Below are 18023 nucleotides of genomic sequence, written 5' to 3' on the forward strand. Positions count from 1 at the left end.
TGTAGCGTTGCACCCCCGCTTTCTTCAACTTTTAACCGATTTCACTTATCACAATCACTACTCCCCCAGCCAGGGGAGATTGAAGGAGGTATTCATGGCAATTTTCTCTCGCATGTCTCGTCAGAACTTTCTGTACACTGTCGGCGCTTCCGCAGCCGGCTCTATTGTAGTTCCAAGTAGAAACCAACAGCAACAACCGCCCGCGGATTGGAAATCCGGGGCTAACACAACGAAGTCCTTCTTCACGGACTCTAAAGATCTATGTATGGAAATAAATTGGAATAACTAGATCTTAATCTCTGGTTGACCGTGTTTCCCACAGTCTGCATCTGGTTTGCGGCTTTGGGGATGAGTACGATGGCGTTTAACCTGAATGGTTTTAACTTTATATCTGAATATCTGATCAAGGAGGAATTACAAAGTGGATTTTTTGTCCGATTTCTTGACGCTCTTCCTGGGGAAGTTGCAGTCCCCGACACTCGGCTTTCTGATCGGTGGTATGGTCGTTGCCGCCCTCAATAGCCGACTGGCAATTCCAGATGCGATCTATAAGTTCATCGTCTTCATGCTGCTCATCAGAGTCGGACTGAGCGGCGGCATTGCGATCCGCAATGCCAATCTGGCGGAGATGCTGTTGCCCGCCGTGTTCGCCGTGGTAATCGGGATCCTGATCGTGTTCATCGGGCGCTACACGTTGGCAAAGCTGCCGGGCATCAAAACCGTGGATGCCATTGCGACCGCGGGCTTGTTCGGTGCTGTGAGTGGCTCTACCCTCGCCGCCGGCATAACGGTACTGGAAGCGGAAGGCATAACATACGAACCCTGGGCCGCTGCACTCTATCCCTTCATGGACATCCCAGCGCTTGTGACTGCGATCGTCTTGGCCAGCGTTTATGTCAGCAAGAAAAAGTCTCTCAGCAAGGAGGAGTATCTCAGCAAGCAGCCGGTTGCCGCAGGCGAGTATCCCACCACCAGGCAGGAGTATCTCAGCCAGCAGCGCATTACCGCACAGGGGTATCCCAGGCAGGAGCCCGAGCGGGTCAAAATATGGCCCATCGTGCAGGAAAGCCTCCAGGGTTCTGCCCTATCGGCACTGATGCTCGGCATCGCTCTAGGCCTGCTAACCCGGCCGGAAAGTGTCGTTGAAAGCTTCTACGATCCCCTCTTCCGCGGCCTGCTTTCGATACTGATGCTGGTAATGGGTATGGAGGCCACGGCAAGGCTGGGCGAGCTGCGCAAGGTGGGTCACTGGTACGCCCTATATGCCTTGGTGGCGCCGCTGCTGCATGGGTTCATAGCCTTCGGTCTCGGTATGATTGCCCACTACGCCACGGGATTCAGCCCTGGCGGCGTCGTACTCCTGGCTGTCATCGCCTCCTCCAGTTCAGACATCTCAGGGCCGCCCACTTTACGAGCCGGTATCCCGTCTGCCAATCCCTCCGCCTACATCGGCTCGTCCACAGCCGTCGGCACGCCGATTGCGCTTGCCTTGGGAATACCGCTCTTCATCGGACTCGCCCAGGCGCTGATGGGCAGCTAATCCCAGACGGGTCGCGGTCTGCCGATGCTCCCCTGGCCCGGTGACAAACGCGGCGGCTATGTCAAGGTTTGCGTCGTCTCCATTGAACGCACCCCACTCAGAATCTTCGATTTGAGTGGGGATTATTATGCTAGGCTTGACTCATTTCCCAAAGGGTAAAGAACTGTTAACGGATTAAATAACTCAGTTGGGATGAGCTGTATCCCAATTGTGCGTAGTGGGAGCATCTTGCTCCCCCGTAGTCGGAGTTTCTGTCTGCGCGATCGCATCGGCTGGTGACATTCCACTTTTCGCTACAGCGATGATACCAGGTAGGTATTTATCAATCATCTTCACATTAGTGTATACTAACGATTTTATGATGTCTGCATCAAGAGAATGATTTTTCCCAGTCGTGCTAGTTTTGTAGCGAATTTCACCGTTATCGAAATTTAACTCAAAGTTACCGATAATCATACCATAATTGGCTCTCGATAGAAACTCTCCTACCCCTCTCCGCTTAGATTTGGGGATTTTAATCGAACCAATAGAGTAAAAGATGAATTGCTGCTTTTCTTCTATCGCTTGAGCATAACAGGTCCGGAAGAACCATAAGTAAGGAGCGCGATCGCAGGACTTGATACACTAATAAAGCAGTGGATAGTCTAGTTCTATCCCAGACAACGACAAAGGAATGACTGGGAATGGCAGAGGATTTTTCAGTTGATCAGCTTTTAAATAAAATGAGTCAAGCCTACGAGGATGCCGGAAAAGACGCAGGACAGTGTAATGTACTGGTGATTGGCAAAACCGGTGTGGGCAAAAGTACGCTGATTAATGCGATTTTCCAATCTCGTCTGGCAGAAACTGGAGTGGGCTACCCAGTTACCCAAACCATCAGACGCTACCGGAAAAAAGGATGTCCGATTACGGTTTATGATACACCTGGACTTGAACTCAATCCAGAACAGATTCAACAGGTTCGCTTAGATGTCGCGGAATTGATTGAAACGCAAAGACTACAAGCCGCCCAAGAACATATTCATGTGATTTGGTACTGTCTAGAACATGAGGCGGGGCGCTTTGATCAAGTCGAGGAAGAATGGCTGAATACGCTGCAACTACAAGATGTACCGATTATTTTAGTCGTCACCCAAACCTTAACCCGAAAGCGCAGTGAGTTTCAAGTATTTTTGGATAGTAAAAATTTACCCGTTTCTCAGATCGTTGCGGTTCTCGCCCAGCCTAAACCCATCGATGATGAGTATACAATTAAAGCCCATGGTTTAGACCATCTTGTCGAAGTAACTGCTAATCTTCTGTCTACCGAAGCACGCAAGGCGTTCCTGAGAGAACAGAGTCGCAATATTACCTTAAAAGCTGGTGAAGCCTTTAAATATGTGACTGGATATGTGGCGGGTTCGGCATTAGTGGGTGCGTCTCCGATTCCCTTTTCCGATGCACCGATATTAGTTACCATGCAAACCGTGATGCTGGCGAATATTACGGCTATCTTTGGCTTACCTTTTGATCGCGCCTTTACCAGCACCGTGATCTCGACGATTGTCGGAGTTGGCGGCGTGGCAACCGTTGGCAGAGCGATCGCGGCGAATTTACTTAAGATGATACCAGGTGCTGGGACAATTGTGGGCGGTGCAATCTCCGCCTCCACCGCCGCCGCGCTAACTTTGGCACTGGGTTTAGCTTATATCGAGTCTCTCAAATATTACCTGAAACGCAAACTGGAGGGACACGAAATCCCCCTCTCTGAACTGGCAAAAATTATTCTTGAACAATATAAGTTCTATGCCAGAACTGGTCAAAAAACCCTGCAAGAGGAACCCATAACCCCCCCTCGCCAAATTGATATTGAATAAGTAAGTAGGTGGGGACAATTCAGTATGAATCACGGAGTCTGGGTCACAGCGCTAACCTTGACGGAAAAGAGGTTTTATGTTAAAGAGAAAGTAGATAGTCTCAAGCTTCTGGTTTAGAAGTCATCAATTGTGACTGATGAACGACTTACTCAAGATCAGTTAACGCAACTCGTTGCTGAGGTGGATCAATTAGCCAGACGCCACGAGGCTGAAATTGACCGCCAACAAGTTCAGCAGATTTTGCAGGAATTGAATCTACCACCAGAGTTGCTGGATGAAGCGCTAATCCAGCTACGCCGTCGTCAAGCGTTAGCGGTTCAACAAAGACGGAATCGTTGGATTGGGATAGGAGTGGGGGTGGCGATAGTGGGTGCGATCGCAGCTTCTACGGTATTCATTGTAAATCGCCAACGTGCGATCGCGGCAATGTCTGTCTCTCAAAGTTGCATTACCCCGAATCAGCAAACCTGTGAACCGATATCGGAGATTAATCGCCAAGAGATAGTCTACCGCGTTACCTTACAAGACGCACCTGTAGGACAAAAGCTTTCCTTACAATGTGATTGGATGAATCCCAATGGTCAAATTGTGCATCAGAATCGCTATCAAACCCAGAAAATTGACCGAGAGGTTTGGTCTACCTATTGTCGTCACACCTTAGATTCTACTGGAACTTGGCAAGTGCGGATGAGAGTAGGCGATCGCACACTCGACCAAACATCGTTTACAGTTAAATAATCATACCTATTCCCTATTTCCCAAATCATCGGGATCAATACCTAACTCTCGTAATCGTGCGGCTAATTCTTGAACCCGTCGTTTAGCCGCTTCAGCTTCCTGTCTGGCTATTTCCGTTTCTTGTCTGGCTATTTCCGTTTCTTGTCTGGCGGCTTCTGTTTCTTCCGTGGGTAAAGAAATCCAAGTTCCCTCCAGTGTCATCCATCGTAGCCACAGTCGGTTAAACCCGCGAAAATTACCTCGCCATACCCCTAAACCTAATCCTAACTCCGGTATCGGTAAACAGCCTTGAGTCAAGTCTACAGACTCATAATGACCACCAACCAGATGGAAAGCTTGCCATTCATTCGTATAGCGACTAAAAATCACATAGTAAGGAATCCGCAGAATCTCTTCATAAACTCGCCACTTTGTCGGCGGGTGTCTTAATTCGCTTTCCCTTTGACCTAAATCTTCATCTTCCGTACCCGGAGACAATAACTCCACCACAATAAACGGATTCACCCGTTCTTGCCAACACACATAACTCAAACGCATATCGCGTTCCTGATAAAGCCTAGGTACACCCACAACGCCGAACCAATCCGGACGTTTATACCAGTTGGGATGAGTCGGGTCATAATAGAGATTCAAATCACAAGCACTAAACACTCGTTCTGGATACCAATTAGTCGGTGAAAACGTCAAATACAGTAACAACGGCTGCAAAAAATGGAACTCATCAGGCAAACCAGGTTCCTCCGGATTTTCACTGGGTAAATCATACATCGTTGGCAGGGTTTGCCAAGGAGGAAGTGGGGGGTCAGTTTGGCGGGGTAATTGAGTCATTTTATGATTAGAGTTATTGATGAAATCTATTCCACTATTTTAACGGTTCGTAGTCAGAGATGCGAGCTTATTATCCTGTTGGGTTGCCTACATTCGACAAAACAACAACTATAGATGTGACCCTTGAATCGGGCGCACGTCACTGTAGTAAAAGGGCGCACGCCATGCGCCCCTACAGTTTCTGGATGGAATTCTAATTCATCTTGCTTAGGTGTGACACACCACTACGATATATTAAAGTGCGTATTTCAGTGCTATTGTACTTAAGTTAATTCAAGATTCGATTATTGTGAGTAATCCCTATCAATTTATCGGCTATTGGGGTATATATTCACCCGCTCAACTTGAAGCGACGTTAACTAAGTTAATCGTCGCCGCGACAGGTTGGGAGACATCAAGGCGGTTTAGAAATACGACCGAGAAACTCTCTGGAAATAGCACTTTGAATTGGGGTGTTGGTTATATTGGCAATAATCATCCTTCTTCCTTAGCCAATAAAGGCGGTATCATCGCCGCGTTATCCGCCTCTGGTTTTTACGACTCAGCCGATGCTTGGGTTAAGGTGGAAAATAATCATCTAATTTTAGGACGTGAACCCTTTGGACGGGTCTCTCTCTATTGGACAAAACAGGGAAAGGTTATCTGGTTTGCGTCTAGGTTACAGCTATTATTACCCCTGCTTAAAACACCGGAGGTGAGTAGTCATGGATTGTATGGTTATAGCTGCTTTTCCTATGTTCCCACACCGTTAACCCCAGTAGCTACTATATTTTCTGTAGCTGCAGGAACGCTGGAAACCTGGCAGACTGAATCTCAACAAGACTTAACTCATACCACTCGTCGTTATTATCAATGGCAATCCGCTTCTGTATTAATTCAAGATGAAGACGAAGCCATCTCTCAACTGCAAATCCTCTTAAAAAATTCCGTTCATCGACAACTGGAAAATTTACCCTGTGAACCCGTTGGCGTTTTTCTCTCTGGTGGGTTAGATTCATCCACAATAGCCGCCTTATTAGTGCAAGCGGGAGTCAAGGTTAAAGCCTATACCTTAGATTTTGGGTTAGCGGGTGTCTCAGAAGTACCTTATGCGGAACAGGTGGCTGACTATCTGCATATTCCCCTGGTTAAAGTTGATGCGACACCTCGTCGAATTAAGCAAGCGATTCAAGCTACAGCCACGGCTTTAGATTTACCCTTTGGTGATGGTGTGACGGTTCCCTTATATCTGTTATGTCAAGCCGCAAGTCAAGAGACAGAGGTTATTTTTAATGGAGAAGGCGGCGACCAACTTTTTGCTGGATGGACAAATAAACCGCTAATTGCGGCTGGTGTTTATAATCAAGAACATCCCAACGGAAATACAGAGTTTACCCAACAGTATTTACGAACCTTTCACCGTCTCTGGGGATATGAGGAGCGAGTCTTTCAGCATCAGGTAAAACAAGAGTTATCGGTACATCCAGAACAATGGTTAGCCGAGGCGTTAGAGGCTAGGTTTACCACTACCCTGTTAGACCGATTACGTCGGGCGACGTTAATGTTAAAAGGCGCACAAAATATCCACCCACGGGCGACTAACTTAGCATTCTCTCATGGATTGTGGGTGCGATCGCCTTTTTGTGACATTCCGTTATCTGAGTGGACATTTCAGATACCAGGGGAGTTCTACCTGCGGGGTGCTTGTGAAAAATATATCCTCAAACGTGCGGTAGAATCTTGGTTACCGCCAGAGGTGGTGTGGCGGGAAAAACGGGGGATGGGGGTGCCATTAACAGCGTGGTGTTTCAATGAGTTATGGTTTGAGGTAGGATATTGGTTAAATTCAGGTATTTTAGCAGCCGAAGGACGATGGCAACCGCAATTACCCCTGCAACTGATTAAAGGGGAATTTAGCGCCTATTTGCGAGGGCGACGAGTGGGTGAGATTCTCTGGTTATTGCTGATGTGGCAAGTTTGGCGCAGGAGGGTGTTAAATGAAACGGTGTCTGGGTATTCTGGGTTACATCCGTTTTGGTTACCGTCTCAGTTTTGGCGATGGTATTGGAAATTGCGGGATGAGGTATGAATTGTCTATTACCTGTTCCCTTAGAAGGGCGGGTTTAGTTAAGTTATCGGTTGTGTCTCAAACGTTATCGGTCAAACCCGCCCCTACACCATGGCTTTAGACGCGCCATGGTACGTATTTATGTACGTATTAATACCCAATTTAAATGCATGACAGCTTATACATTGCTTTTACCCCTGATTCCCTGTTCCCCATTCCCTATTCCCTGAAACATGAAAGCCAGTGAAGTTTTGAAGCGATACGCTGCTGGAAGACGCGATTTCAGTGGCGAAAACTTGAGAGGTCAATCGTTTAAAGGAAAAGACCTCTCTGGGGCAGATTTTAGTGAGGCGGATATCCGAGGGGCAAATTTTACTAAGGCTAAGTTGACAGGGTCGAACTTTAGTGGCGCTAAGGCTGGATTACAAAAGCGTTGGGCAATAGGATTGGTTATTAGTTCATGGATACTCGCGGGGATATCAGGAACTCTTTCAGGACTAGCAAGTGGTTTAGTCGCATTCATTGTTGATAGCAGTAGTATAAACAATGTTATTGGTGGCTCGGTGGCTTTGATAATGCTAGCAGTCTTCTTTATTATCGCTATCCGCAAAGGTTTTGTCGCTGGTTCTGTCGCTTTAGCTTTTGCTTTAGCTGTGGCTGGAGTTGTCAGTTTTGCTTTTGTTGTTGCTTTTGCTTTTGTTGTAGATACAGCCATAGCTGGAACTATAGCTGGAACTGTGGCTGGAGCTGTAACTGGAACTGTAGCTGGAGCTTTCACTGTAGCTTTAGCATTCGCTGTAACTGGAACTGTAGCTGGAGTTTTTTCTACCAGTTTCGCTGTAGCTTGTGCTTTGATTTGTGCTTGTGCGGGAGCTTTTGTGGGAGTTGTTGCTTTTGCTTTTGCGGGAGCTTTTGCGAGAGCTTTCGCTGTCAGTTTCGCTGTAGCTTGTGCTATAGCTGTCGGTGGAACACTTCTCAGTGCCTACATTAGTTGGCGAGCCATCCAGGGAGATGAAAGAGAGGCTTGGATTCGAGAAGTAGCAATTGCCTTTGCCGCTACAGGCGGTACCAGCTTTCGCCATGCTGACTTAACCGATGCTGATTTCACATTTGCCACACTCAAAAGTACCGACTTGAGACAGGCGAACCTTACCCGTACTTGCTTTCATCAAACCCAAAAGCTTGATTATGTTCGCCCTGGCATCACTTATATTAAAGATGCTCAGGTGCGACAACTATTAATTACCCAACAGGGACAAGCTCAGAACTTTGACCGCAAAAACCTGCACGGTGTCAACTTACAAGGCGCAAACTTAGCCGATGCTAGTTTTATCGGCGCTGACTTAAGCCAAGCCAACTTGCAAGATACTGACTTATCCAGAGCCAAACTCGTCCAAACCCAACTCGACTACACCGACTTAACCGGAGCCACATTAACAGGTGCTTGTATTGAAGATTGGGGTATCACTCCAGAAACCCAACTTAATGGAATCCAGTGTGATTATGTCTTCATGCGTCTAGCCGATAACCTTGACCCCAATCCCCGCCGCAAACCCGACGATTGGAATAAAACCTTTGAAGATGGTGAATTTGCCGACTTCATCGCCCCCATGGTACAAACCCTTGACCTTTATCACAACCAAGTGGATGACCCCCGTTTAATTGCCATGGCATTTCAACAGCTTACTGAAACCCATCCTGACGCTGAACTGGATATTATTTCGATTGAAAAACGGGGGAAGCACCGCGATAAAGTGTTAATTCGTGCTGAAACTTCACCTCAGGCAAACCGTTCTGAACTACATCACGACTATTTCACGACTTATAATGATTTGCAAGCCTTGTCCCCGGCGGCGCTACAACAACTCTTAGCAGAGAAAGATGGACAAGTTAAGAGGTTCACCGATTTACTGGAAGCAGCAATTCAACGTCCAAGTATTTCAGCCCAAACTTATTATAGTCAAGGAGATACGATGTCTGAAAGTAAAGGGAATATCAGTATAACCAGTGGAGATGGTAGTAAAATCAGTGGACTTGCAGGTGCGGGGGAAAGCATAACAGGTTCAGCCATTGGTGAAATTAGCGGTACTGTTAGTGTTGCCATCAATGAGCTACCCGACTCTCCCGAACCAGATAAACCGGGAATTAAAGAACTTCTGGCGCAACTGCAAGCCGCGATTGAAGCGGAATCAAATTTAGATGAAGAGGATAAGGCTGAGGCGTTATAACAGGTGAAAATGTTAGCCGACGCGGGGAAAAATCCCCAGGAAAAGGGGAACCAGAAAGTGGCGAAACGAGCGACGACGATGTTGAAAGGAATTATTGTTGGTTTACCGACGGCGGCGACGTTGTTTGAAGCGTGGAATAAGGTGCAGCCGTTGATTACAAAATTATTTGGGTTGTGAACTATAGTGGTTCCTCAGTGCTAATGGTACACCTAAATGTAGGGATGCTTCGCTTTTTTTGCACGGGGAAGGATAGAGGATGCGAGAGCTTTTGTTTCATGGGAGAAGGAGAACCTGGACTCTCTTGCTCCCCTCTCCCCAGGGTGGGAGAGGGGCTGGGGGTGCTCACAAGGGTAGGTTTTTTAAGATTGGGGTTGAGGTAAGACAAGGTAGACAGGTAGACCAGTAGACAAGGAAGAGTGAGAACGAAAAATAGGGCGTTTCGGCTTTTAGAAGTTAGTTTGACCGAACAAAATGCTGTACGGTTTTCCCCCCTTGTCTTCTTTCCATCCTTGTCCTCCTTGTCTTGTCCCCACCCTCAAGTAAAAAACCTACACCTGTCAGGGGTGGGAGAGGGGCTGGGGGTGAGGGGCACCATCCTTGCGCCCTCTCATCAGAACCAAGGGCGACCCGACAAAATTGATAGGAAAAGAGTTGTTCATTGATGCAGGCGGGTCGCCCCTACAAACACCGATATTATCAATGACAAATAATTAATAACAAATGACGAATGACCAATGACCAATGACCAAGAATTACTGAATATCTACGGTTCACCCCTCTATGTTTATCAAGGCGATCGCATACGGGATACAATTCGTTATATCTCTTACGCTGTCCCCTATCCGCGCACTCGGTTTCAGTTTGCCAGTGTGACCAATGGTAATGTCGCGTTGCTGCAAATTTTCCAGCAAGAGGGGTGGGGACTTCATGGGAATACACCCGGAGATATCTATTTAGGCTTAAAGGCGGGATTTGCCCCGAATAACATTGTTTATAGTGGCAGTAATTTGAATCGGGCGGAAATGGAACAGGTTCTCCACTGGGGAATTACTACCTTAAATTTAGATAGTATCTCCCAATTAGAATTATGCTGTCAAGTCTATCACTCCTTAAATTCTAAATTACCCCGATTAAACTTAGGATTACGGTTAAATGTACCCGAAATAACTGGAGATAGCCGGATTGGAGTTCAACCCGAAGACTTCCCCGAAGCGCTGAAAATTACCCAAGCCGCAGGATTACACCTCAAGGGTATCCATTTTTATCGCGGAACCGGAACCAATGCGACCAAAGCCTTTACCCAAGTGATTGATTCCTTATGCGACATTGGTCAACAATTACCGGATTGGAACTATTTAGACTTTGGCGGTGGATTTGGCTACCCTTATCAGGGAAATGGCGTCGCTTTTGATTGGCAAGGATTTGGTCAGGCGATAACTCAGAAACTAGAGACAATCGGCAGAACTATAGATTTAATTATAGAACCTGGACGTGCCGCGATCGCAGGATGTGCGTCCTTGTTGGCAAAAGTGGTTTCTGTCAAGTGGCAAAACGGCAAACAAATTGTCGGTGTCGATACCACCGTGGCGAATTTATCCGTTCCTTCGGTACATGGAGGCTATCGAAAAATTATCAGTTTCACCGATAACCAGCGTGAACAGTATCCCACCGATGTCTGTGGAAATACAACCTATTCACGGGATTACTTGGGGCGCAACTGTCAACTCCCCGCCTTAAAGAATGGAGATGTTATCGCGATTCTCGACAGCGGTGCTTACGGATACGCCATGTCGTCCCATTTCTTACACCGTCCGCGTCCGGCTGAAGTGTTAGTCGAACAGGGGACTCACCGATTGATTAGAAAACGGGAAGATTATAGTATTTTATTAAATAATCAGGTATTTACTTCACAAATCTAGCGCTTGGTGATAATATTTTTGGGGAGGTTGGGTCAACCTTGATTAGCATTAACAGTTACAAGTACCATTGTTGGCTAGTTTAATTCAGTTGATACAATGCTCTTAGAATTAGAAATGAATTTCAAATATGAGGGTCAAAAGAATGGCTAAAAAAGCAAAAGGGTTTAAAGAATTACTAAAACAAAGTAAAAATAAAACCTTAAAATACAAAAACCTAGATCGGCTTCATAAAAATTTAAAGGAAAATCCTTTAGCTCAAAATCATGAAAAGATTTTGATTGAGCCGAAAGGGGAAATAAAAATGTCTGTTGTCTTGTGGCAGTTTATTGAACCCTATAGAGCAATGGCAAGTGATTTACAATCCTATCATACCTTATTTAAACTGGCTATAGCTGCATGGAATCTTACCTTTTTAAACGATTTCGATATGGATCAAATTGTTGAATCAATGAATGATAGGAGTATAGTTGAGGACGTGCCAGATGAGAAACAAACACTTAAGGAATTATTAGAGGAACTAATGGCTCGAAAGAAGAAGTACTTTGCTGAATATAAATTATTAATCGTTGATTTCAGCTTAAAAAAAGGAGGAGGTGAATTACACCTTTCCGTAGCATCTACAGACGTAGAGGATTAATTTACTAGAGAGGTTTAATATGATTTCATACAATCTAGCAATAAAGGATGCATAATTCTAACTTTAGAATAGCCAATTTATGAAATGTATTCAATGCCAAACCGACAATAATCTTAAAGACCGCACCGCCAATCAAGGACGCTGCAAAAATTGCGGTCATCCCTTTGCCTTTGAACCCACAACTATGGGTCAAACCAAAATCACTGATCCATTTTTTGCCAAAGCCATCTCGGATCTCTCAGTAAACGGGACTCTATGCTTTACCCCCAAACAATTATACTACTTCATCAACAAGCGACTTAAACGCCAAGGTAATAGTCTTGCGCTGCAAATATTTGCCTTGATTTTGAGTTTAATTATACCTTACATCGGGATTCCGCTATTGATTTTTGCCTGTTACAGAATAAGTAATTCTGCCAATACGCCTCGAAAAATCCGTCGTCGCAATGCCCTATTTTTACAAGTTATTGGTGGATTTCTCCTCGCCTATGGAATTTTATTCCTTTTCTCCTCTCCTGTAGAGGGTAGTGGAAGTGGCTGGCTGATTTTTTTCTGGCTGATTTTTTTCCAATTCGCGATAACTATTATTGTCGGTATGGTATCGTTATATTTAGGAATTCGCCAGTTACGTCGTCAAAGCACATTGTTACCAACCTTTTCCATCACACCCGATCAATTCCAAACTTGGTTAGAACGTTGGCAACAAATTAATGGTACAGTTGAGCCACTATTACCTCCTCCGAATCAGGAACGTTTACCCACATCCATTAATCCGGATATCACCGCCTATAGTTTTGACCGAGTTGTCGTCTGTGATAGCGCCACCATTGCTCAACTGCTGATTGCTAATAATTTTCACTTTGAAAATAATTGTGCTGTATTAAGTATTACCGGGTATCCCCAAGGCATTTTTTCTACAGTATTAGACATGCTGAGACGCAACCCCGAATTAAATGTCTATGCCCTTCATAATGCCAGTCCTCATGGTATCACCCTGATTGATCACCTACGTACAAGTCACCATTGGTTTGTTGATAGTACCGTCACGATTTACGATTTAGGATTACTTCCCCGTCATGTCTTAAATAGTCGCAATCTTTTTATTCAATCTTCTCCAGAATCAGCAGAAGAGGCGAGACAATTAGGGGTAGAGGTACGGCGAGAGTTATTGGCTGAGGAATTAGAGTGGTTGAAATCCGGTAATTTTGTCGAGTTGGAATCATTTACACCGCAACGGCTATTACAGATAGTGACTCAAGGAATTAACCGGAGTCAAATTAGCACAGGGGGGAGAGATTCAGTCTTTATAGATGTTGAGAGTGATAGTAGTAGTACTGATGTTTATTTGGTTGCATCTGACAGTTTTGGTTAAAAAGGAAGCTGGGCGGTTGAAACCGCAGCTACACAAACAAAGTCCGCCTACGCGGACTAGGTTATATAGATTCCATAAATTTTAATTCCTAATGGTGCAGCCGCTAAATTAAAATCCCCGAACCAAATGGTGGTGACAATCGTGACGACAAAATAAACGGCATCAATATAACTGATGGATAAGCCATAATGAAAAACAAATACTCCTAAAACAATGTTCGTGAGTAATAGAATTGGAAAAGAGGTGGGATAGTTGAGCTGCATTGGATGACTATAACAGTTTTGATAGGTTATATCATGTCCCTACGATTGCCCATAATTGCAATGCTGCAATAACAGGGGTTTCAGGCGTTTTTATTAGGGGTGTTTGACCGGACATGATATTATTATTTATAGGGGTATAAGTAACGAGCAAGATGCAAAGCCTGCGGCATGGCTTCGCTAAACGCACTACCAGGATTATGTTATTATTGGGATTAAGGTTGAAATGCTGAACAGCTTATAACGAATGACGAATGACGAATGACGAATGACAATTCAATGAAGCCAATATTCCAAACTTACAAGTAACCAAAGTTTAACCCCATACCGCCTCCAGGTATCCCCACGATACTCAATCCAATCGCGAATTAATGACTGATTTAAATAAGGCGCGATCGCAGATTTTTTGGACAACAACAACGCCTTAGTTTGTCGTTGCCAATACTGGCGAAACCAAAACTGCACCGGCACCATCATCCCACTTTTGGGGCGCTGAATAATTTCCCTAGGTAAGATATCCGCAACCCCTTGCTTGAGAACGGCTTTCTCCTGATTTCCCGCCAGTTTATATTGCGGCGGAATTTCCATTGCCATCTGCACAATTCGCTGGTCAAATAAGGGAGAACGCCCGTCTAATCCAGCGGAACGAGTCAGATTATTCACCTTGGTTAAAATATGATCCGCACCTTTAAATTTAATATTCAGTCCCATTAACCGATTCAAATACTGCGCCGAGGAAAACAGATCCGCTGCAAAGACAGATGGCACAGATTTAACGGCGTCCCATATTTCAGGTTGAAACAACCTCGGCAAATCTGGAGCGCATTTTTTAAATGAGTTCAAATAGGCAGAAACTAAATTAGGATTATTTTCCGGAGAACCATATAACTGCTTGAGTAACATGGGCTGATTTTTGGGTCCACCAAAACAAGGATCTCCCCCTTCGCCATTGAGAATAATCGTAACCGTTTCCTTCGCCAGTTGCGCTAACAAATAATTGGGAACCGTTAACGGATCACCAATCGGATCATCCAATTGTGCCATAGTTATCGGTAATTGCTTCCACATCTGTTCTGGGGTAATCTCTAAGATATGGTGCTGGGTTTGGCAATGGTGGGCAACTAAATTGGAAAATTCTAATTCATGGGGGCAATCTGCGCCAAAATGAATGGAGTAGGTATGAACCGGATGCGGATGAAATTTAGCCGTGAGTGCGGTGATGCAACTGGAATCTAATCCCCCCGATAAATAAACCCCCACGGATTCATTGGTGGGTAAGTAATCCTGAACCACCTGATCGAGGCGCGATCGCAACTGCTGAGCGTGCCATGATAAACTTTGCTGAGGATGGGTAATTTGCTCTTGCGGTTGCCAGTAATAGTTGGGTTGTCCATCAGGTAACTGCAACACCGTACCCGGACGCAATTCCCGCACCTGTTGCCAAAGCGTGCGTTCTCCAGGGACAAAAGCACAACATAAATAATCCCGCAACGCCACTAAATCTAAGTCGGCTGAATGGTGGGGGCGCAGGGTTCTCAACCGAGGCGCAATCCAGCAAGAGGAACCCACAGTCGTATAATATAACGTCCGACCCCCGACGCGATCGCGCACCAACCACAACTTCTGACTCGGTTGATGCCAAATCGCTAGTCCAAATACCCCTTCTAGGTACTCTAAACAACCTTGTCCCCAACGTTCCCACAGCAGCGCCACCAACCCTTGATCGGTTCCCCGCCAATCCCCAGGTTCAATTCCTACTTGTTGCAATAATCTGGCAGAATTACTTAACCAAATATCCCCCACCACCCCATAATCTCCTTGGGGACTAAAAGCGGGTTGAATCTGAGTTACCACTAACTGGTTGGGAATCAAGAACGTACAATCGGGGGGTTCAGCGCCAAATTGCCCCCAGGCAACCAACCAACCTGGAATGGGTTCCCTAACCTGTTGATCAGTTAATCTGGACAATAACCATCTCATATCCTATCCAGTTGAATCCTTACGCTTCTAATGAGCGCCGTGCAGCATCTAAAAGTAACCGTTGTTCTGCGCGAGCGATCGCATGATAAGTCGTTTCCACATCATTCACATCCACAGAAATAGACTGAATTCCCCATTCCACCAAGGATTCCACTACTTCCGGATACTGGGCTGGGGCTTGACCACATATTGCACAAGGAATCCCCGCCCCCTTTGCCATATCGATCAACTGCTTAATCGCTCCCATGACGGCGGGATGGCGTCCATCTAACGTTGAACCTAACTCCCCCAAATTGCGATCAGCAGCTAATAACAATTGCGTCAGATCATTCGTACCAATCGAGATTCCCTGCACCCCCGCTTTCACATAATCCGGCAGTAAAAATAGTATCGATGGCACTTCTGCCATAATCCAAAGTTGAAAATGAGGATTATCCATTAATCCCGCTTGTTCCACCCGACGGCGACAAAAGGCAAACTCTTCAACAGTCCGCACAAACGGCAACATTAACTGAACATTACTATACCCCTGAGCATAAAGTTGATGTAACGCCGCCAGTTCCAAATCAAAACTCGTCGGATCATGTAAATAGCGATAAGTCCCCCGCCGCCCCAACATCGCATTCACCACCGATAACCTTGAACCGTTAACATTCGACGTATCCCCATGGATCAATTCCGCTTCACCCCAATCCAGGGAACGATAAAATACAGGTCGTGGCATCAACGCCGCCGCAAACTGCATGATCAATTGGGCAAGGCGGGTGATTAACTCCTGTTTCCGCCCCTGTCGCAACCATTCCTGGGGGGGTTGATTATCCAATACGTCCAAAATCATCAATTCCGATCGCAATAAGCCAATCCCATCAATGGGTAAATCCTGAATTCGTTCCAGAGATTGGGTTTGGCTGAGATTCACCAACAATTGAGTCGCGATCGGAAATCGGTTATACTGTCTCTGTGATGGCTCATCGGCAAGGGTTTCCTGCTTCTCAATAGCGACATCTACGGCTTCTTCAAGCTGTTTAGCATCCCTGGCTAAACGTTGAATTTCGCCGCGATCGCCATCCACCAACAGTACCTCCCCCGTTTGTACCAATTGGGTAATCCCAGGGACATTAACCACCGCCGGAATCCCCAATTCCCTCGCCACAATTGCCGCATGAGAAGTCATTCCCCCCTGTTCCGTCACCACCCCTGCGGCTTGTCTTAATATAGGTAGCCAATCGGGAGCAATCGTTTGAGTCACTAAAATCCGATCTGGGGGGATAGCCTGCCAATTTTGCTCCTCCCCAATCATCACTTGCGCCACGGCTGTTACTTGTCCAGGCGCCGCCGATAATCCTCGCAGTGACTGAGGTTGGGATGGGAATGATTCAGCAGAAGAAGCAGACTGAGGGCGAAATTGAGTCACGTATAGTTGAGGTTCTGTCGTGTTGGGAATTTTACAAAGAGTCCAGTCAAAAGAAAAGGGGGGATTGAATTGGGTTTGCAGTTTTCTGGATAACGCGATAATCTGTTGCCAAGCGTTATCGTCCAAAACAAACTGCTGCTGTTCTCCTGGGCTGAGGGGATAAGCTTGCACGGCATTTCCTGTCGGTTCCGGGTTCAGCCGATAGGCGAGGGTTTTATTTCCTGGTTGACTTAGCAAAAGTTGATCGGTGGGAATCGCGATTTGATAGGTATCCGGTAAGACTTTACCCTGAGTAATCGCTATCCCTAGTCCCCAGGTGGCTTGGATCTGACAGAAATCAGATTTCGCCTGGAGAACGCCAGAGGCTAAAGTGTCATAGATCGGTTGTACCAGAACCGCTAAATTAATTTGATCCAGTCCCATGCCAACCCGTTGCCAGTAAAATAAGCTTTTGGCTCGAAACAATTCTGCCCACACCTGCTTTAAAGTCTGGATCAGAGCATCCGGCTGTTTGCGGCAATAATGAGATGCTAAAAGTTCTGGAATCGGCGCAAACTCAGCCCAATCCTCGCGGTTAACCGGATGAGTAGACATCGGCAGGAGCGATCGCACCTCAGGAAATGACACAGAAGGCTGTAAAATCAGGGCGGGAGCGTCTAGAGTTGCGGCTGCATCCAGAATCTGCGATCGCCAACCGTCTGATACAGTGGCAGAGGTAATCACTTGGCGAATATGTTGAGCAACCTGTTGCAACTGATGGGGATTATCAACATTCACATACAACGAGGACTGCGGTAAATCGGCTAACAACGGTTCTGATTGACTTAAATCAGCGATGACTTGCCAAAACGCGATCGCTGGAATCACAAAGCCAGGAATAACTGGATAACCTTGTTGCTCAAGTTGACTTAAGCCAAAGGCTTTCTCTCCCACCAGGGAACGTTGTGACGGTTTAATCTGATCCAGCCAGTAGAGATTGTCCACAATTTGCTTTGGAATACCACTCGCGGTTAAGTGATCTAGAATAACGGAAACTCGATTAGCCAACAGTGTTGAGTGCGTAGGGGCGGGTTTAGGGAATCTCTTGTCGCTATTGATGATAACGTTTGTGCAAAACCCGCCCTAACCAAGTGTGTAGGGGCGGGTTTCACTACTATCGTTTTTGACCTCACCCAGATGTAACTAAACCCGCCCTGACTAAGGA

General features: G+C 46.0%; 14 protein-coding genes. 9 read left to right on the forward strand and 5 right to left on the reverse strand.

The genetic code is table 11. The features are described 5' to 3' along the window. The first annotated feature begins 421 nt into the window (after positions 1-421). Complete coding sequence (locus ACLFWI_RS03245; protein WP_446411715.1) at positions 422-1540, forward strand: sodium-dependent bicarbonate transport family permease; 1119 nt, start codon at positions 422-424, stop codon at positions 1538-1540. Positions 1541-1723: 183 nt separating this feature from the next. Here ACLFWI_RS03245 and ACLFWI_RS03250 read toward each other — a convergent pair whose 3' ends face one another. Further along, positions 1724-1996, reverse strand: a complete 273-nt coding sequence (locus ACLFWI_RS03250) for a hypothetical protein (RefSeq protein WP_446411716.1) — start codon at positions 1994-1996, stop codon at positions 1724-1726. A gap of 227 nt (positions 1997-2223) precedes the next feature. Here ACLFWI_RS03250 and ACLFWI_RS03255 point away from each other — a divergent pair, with 227 nt between their 5' ends. Further along, positions 2224-3396 (forward strand): YcjF family protein, encoded by a 1173-nt coding sequence (locus ACLFWI_RS03255; protein ID WP_446411717.1) that lies wholly within the window; start codon positions 2224-2226, stop codon positions 3394-3396. Positions 3397-3525: 129 nt separating this feature from the next. Next, positions 3526-4134, forward strand: coding sequence for a DUF3859 domain-containing protein (locus ACLFWI_RS03260; RefSeq protein ID WP_446411718.1), 609 nt, complete (start codon positions 3526-3528; stop codon positions 4132-4134). A 6-nt stretch (positions 4135-4140) separates the two neighbouring features. On the opposite strand, the gene ACLFWI_RS03265 is transcribed toward ACLFWI_RS03260, so the two are convergent. Further along, entirely contained in the window at positions 4141-4962 is an 822-nt protein-coding gene (locus ACLFWI_RS03265) for a Uma2 family endonuclease (protein ID WP_446411719.1), read from the reverse strand. Between the two features lie 289 nt (positions 4963-5251). Between ACLFWI_RS03265 and ACLFWI_RS03270 the strand changes: the two genes are divergently transcribed. The 6 genes from ACLFWI_RS03270 to ACLFWI_RS03295 all read left to right on the forward strand — a co-directional run bounded on the left by ACLFWI_RS03270 (position 5252) and on the right by ACLFWI_RS03295 (position 13165). After that, entirely contained in the window at positions 5252-7030 is a 1779-nt protein-coding gene (locus ACLFWI_RS03270; protein WP_446411720.1) for an asparagine synthetase B family protein, read from the forward strand. A gap of 212 nt (positions 7031-7242) precedes the next feature. Further along, positions 7243-9237 (forward strand): pentapeptide repeat-containing protein, encoded by a 1995-nt coding sequence (locus ACLFWI_RS03275; protein WP_446411721.1) that lies wholly within the window; start codon positions 7243-7245, stop codon positions 9235-9237. Positions 9238-9240: 3 nt separating this feature from the next. After that, on the forward strand, positions 9241-9414 hold the full coding sequence (locus tag ACLFWI_RS03280) for a hypothetical protein (protein ID WP_446411722.1): 174 nt from the start codon (positions 9241-9243) through the stop codon (positions 9412-9414). 557 nt (positions 9415-9971) lie between these two features. Next, positions 9972-11156: a diaminopimelate decarboxylase family protein gene (locus tag ACLFWI_RS03285; protein ID WP_446411723.1), complete on the forward strand. Its 1185-nt coding sequence runs from the start codon at positions 9972-9974 to the stop codon at positions 11154-11156. A gap of 142 nt (positions 11157-11298) precedes the next feature. Next, positions 11299-11793, forward strand: coding sequence for a hypothetical protein (locus ACLFWI_RS03290; RefSeq protein ID WP_446411724.1), 495 nt, complete (start codon positions 11299-11301; stop codon positions 11791-11793). A gap of 79 nt (positions 11794-11872) precedes the next feature. After that, entirely contained in the window at positions 11873-13165 is a 1293-nt protein-coding gene (locus ACLFWI_RS03295; protein WP_446411725.1) for an MFS transporter permease, read from the forward strand. A 56-nt stretch (positions 13166-13221) separates the two neighbouring features. Here the strand turns inward: ACLFWI_RS03295 and ACLFWI_RS03300 are convergent, their stop codons facing one another. From ACLFWI_RS03300 to ACLFWI_RS03310, 3 genes are all read right to left on the reverse strand, one after another. Continuing rightward, on the reverse strand, positions 13222-13428 hold the full coding sequence (locus ACLFWI_RS03300) for a hypothetical protein (protein ID WP_446411726.1): 207 nt from the start codon (positions 13426-13428) through the stop codon (positions 13222-13224). A 273-nt stretch (positions 13429-13701) separates the two neighbouring features. Then, a complete protein-coding gene (locus ACLFWI_RS03305) occupies positions 13702-15405 on the reverse strand; it encodes an asparagine synthetase B family protein (protein ID WP_446411727.1) in 1704 nt (567 codons plus the stop codon). A gap of 19 nt (positions 15406-15424) precedes the next feature. Further along, entirely contained in the window at positions 15425-17803 is a 2379-nt protein-coding gene (locus tag ACLFWI_RS03310; protein WP_446411728.1) for a putative PEP-binding protein, read from the reverse strand. Positions 17804-18023: the final 220 nt, after the last annotated feature.

The organism is Coleofasciculus sp. (genome assembly GCF_046539235.1).
Taxonomy (GTDB): domain Bacteria; phylum Cyanobacteriota; class Cyanobacteriia; order Cyanobacteriales; family Coleofasciculaceae; genus Coleofasciculus.

Bases quoted from the DNA above. Each gene is read 5' to 3' on its own strand.
- ACLFWI_RS03305 (WP_446411727.1), bottom strand. From the start codon at position 15,405: ATGAGATGGTTATTGTCCAGATTAACTGATCAACAGGTTAGGGAACCC.
- ACLFWI_RS03250 (WP_446411716.1), bottom strand. From the start codon at position 1,996: ATGATTATCGGTAACTTTGAGTTAAATTTCGATAACGGTGAAATTCGC.
- ACLFWI_RS03295 (WP_446411725.1), top strand. From the start codon at position 11,873: ATGAAATGTATTCAATGCCAAACCGACAATAATCTTAAAGACCGCACC.
- ACLFWI_RS03265 (WP_446411719.1), bottom strand. From the start codon at position 4,962: ATGACTCAATTACCCCGCCAAACTGACCCCCCACTTCCTCCTTGGCAA.
- ACLFWI_RS03255 (WP_446411717.1), top strand. From the start codon at position 2,224: ATGGCAGAGGATTTTTCAGTTGATCAGCTTTTAAATAAAATGAGTCAA.
- ACLFWI_RS03285 (WP_446411723.1), top strand. From the start codon at position 9,972: ATGACCAATGACCAAGAATTACTGAATATCTACGGTTCACCCCTCTAT.
- ACLFWI_RS03275 (WP_446411721.1), top strand. From the start codon at position 7,243: ATGAAAGCCAGTGAAGTTTTGAAGCGATACGCTGCTGGAAGACGCGAT.
- ACLFWI_RS03290 (WP_446411724.1), top strand. From the start codon at position 11,299: ATGGCTAAAAAAGCAAAAGGGTTTAAAGAATTACTAAAACAAAGTAAA.
- ACLFWI_RS03300 (WP_446411726.1), bottom strand. From the start codon at position 13,428: ATGCAGCTCAACTATCCCACCTCTTTTCCAATTCTATTACTCACGAAC.